Source organism: Parvimonas sp. C2 (assembly GCF_035282405.1).
Lineage (GTDB): Bacteria > Bacillota > Clostridia > Tissierellales > Peptoniphilaceae > Parvimonas.
Genome location: NZ_JAYKBP010000014.1, coordinates 1 through 2,396, shown reverse-complemented (window position 1 = coordinate 2,396; position 2,396 = coordinate 1). Strand labels below are relative to the sequence as shown.

The window sequence follows — 2,396 nt, the reverse complement described above, 5'->3', positions numbered from 1 at the left end:
ATGAAATCCGCAGTTATGACCGTACTTATGCTGGCTGCTGCCGGGTTCTCCGGCCCGGCTTTGGTACGAACGATTGCTCCGTTTGTCTCGCAAGCAGGTGGAGGCGGAGCAGGCTCCGCGTTGGCAGGTGCTGCTGGCTTGGCTGGAGCAGCAGGCGGAGCCCTCGGTATGGCTGGAGGCGCGCTACTAGGCGGCGCTGGTGGCGCTATAGGTGGCGCAAAGGCTGGTGCTGCTGCGAAGAATGCGGTTCCAGGCGGCGGTTCTGGAGGCTCCGGTAGCAGTCCGCTTGGCGGCGGATCTGGTGGTAGTCCGCTTGGCGGCGGCTCGGGAGGATCGGGTGGCTCCGGAGGCTCCGGTGGTTCTGGTGCTTCTGGTGGGGCAGGCCCGGCAAGTCGCGGTGATGCAGGCACTACTGCCTCTGGCCCTGGCCAAGGAGGCGGAACACGTCAAAGCGGCGGTGGTTCACATGCTGTATCCCCAGGTGGTGCAGGCTCTGGGGCTGCAAGCACCTCCGGTAGTGAGGGTGCGAATGTCCGTCCTGCTAATTCTGGCGCTTCGGCTAGTGCTTCTGGTGCTGGCCCTAGTGGGGCTACGAGCCAAGGAACTGGTCGGCGTACCACGATGAGCGGCACAGGCGCAGCACGCGGATCACGTGCCCGCAATATCGCCCGAGGCGCAGCCCAAGGTGCTGGCAGGGGAGTTGGCAGAGGTGTGCGTACCGGTCGCGCCTTGGCAGGACAAGGAGCTAGAGCTGGCCGTTCGGCAGGTTCAGCAGCTCGCCAAATCCAAGGAATCCTCGATGAATCCATCGGTCAGCAGGGCAACTATCACGGAAACGTAAGGAGGTAAAAGACCATGGCAGACAGTGTAGATGTTCCCGTTTACGCACTCGGTCAGCCCAGCCGTCGTACTGGTATCGGTGGCTTTTCGATGAAGACCACCATTGTGCTAGGTGCTGGCTTTATTGGATTTTTGGTGTGCCAGCTGGGCGGAATGCAAAAAATAGGCTTTATGGTGGTACTTCCCGTTACCGTCATTATTGCTTTGCTGGTGTCGTTGAACGTAGCTGGGCGCTCAGTTGCTCAGGTATCAGAGATGATTTTCCAGGATTGGCGACGCCGCGCACGCGGCGACAACGTATATATCTCCGGCCCGTCCTCGCGTTTAGCTGGAGGTCGCTACCGGCTCCCCGGTTCACTGGCACGTACAGAGCTGCTAGAAGGAACAGATGCAGTCGGACGCGATTTTGGCGTGGTCTTCGACCGTCACCGTCGCGAAGCGACCGTCCTATTCGACTGCCAGTTGTCGGGGCAAACCGCTATGACGCAAGAAGAGCGCAACGATATGACGGCTAACTGGGGCCGATGGTTGGCTGGACTGTCCTTGTCCGGCGATGTGGTCTCCACAGTCTTTGTGACGAACTCTCGCCCGGATACCGGCGAACTAGTAGCTAAAGAAGTCCAAGCTACAGTTCACGACGATGCCCCCGAGGTAGCAAAACGTATTATGCAGGAAGCTTCCGATGAACTGTCGGTAGGTATTCCTGAAACAGAAGCGCATATCGCAGTCACGCTCAAGGTCAGCGTGGCAGAAACCGATGATACGAGCTTCCTACAGCTTATCGGCACCCGTCTTCCTAGCTTGTATGAAGAACTAACCTGGTCGGGCATTCAAGCCGCACCTATGAGTGCAGAAGAGGTTTGCGCGCGGGCACATAAATTCTTTAACCCTGCTGCCGAGGGCGATTTTGAGGAAATTTCAGTAAGTGGCAATGCTCATGAGCTGGAATGGTTTGACGCAGGCCCAGCGTTTCATGATGTGCGCAAGAACGTCTATCGCCATGAGGGAGTGTCTTCCGTGACGTGGGAAATGGCCTCCGCGCCCCGTTCGACCTTTGAAGACACTTTGCTTGGCAACCTCATTGCTCCGCATGCACGCATTGACCGTAAGCGCGTTGCGCTGGTCTACCGCCCATATGAGGCTGGTACTGGTGCCTCGCGCGTGGAGGCAGAACACCGTGACGCCATGGTGGCGGCTAATTCTTCGAAGAAGATTCGCTCAGCTTCTGCCGAAATGCGACTGGAGCACACCGAAGCAGCGCGTAGAGCACAAGCACGCGGTGCACAGTTGGGACGCTACAGCTTGTTTGTCACGGCCACGACAGAAGACGAAGAGCTTCTGGGCCGTATTCGCCACGACGTTAAACAGCTCGGTGCACAAGCTAACTTGCGACTGCGTGAGATGTCGCACCAGCAAGACGCAGGGTTTATTACCTCCTGCGGACTGGGCCAGATTCCGTGGACAAAGGAGTCCACCTCGGCACTGGCGGCACAAGGATAGGGGAAGTTAAGTGCTTTTCGGACTTTTTGGAAACAAAAACAAGACAGGTCGGACTC

Annotated in this window: 2 protein-coding genes; both read left to right on the top strand. The window is 58.1% G+C overall.

The genetic code is table 11. The features are described from left to right. Window positions 1-211 precede the first annotated feature (211 nt). Window positions 212-625: a hypothetical protein gene (locus VJI95_RS08005; RefSeq protein WP_324011084.1), complete on the top strand. Its 414-nt coding sequence runs from the start codon at window positions 212-214 to the stop codon at window positions 623-625. A 230-nt stretch (window positions 626-855) separates the two neighbouring features. After that, entirely contained in the window at window positions 856-2,340 is a 1,485-nt protein-coding gene (locus tag VJI95_RS08000; RefSeq protein WP_324011082.1) for an SCO6880 family protein, read from the top strand. Window positions 2,341-2,396 lie beyond the last annotated feature (56 nt).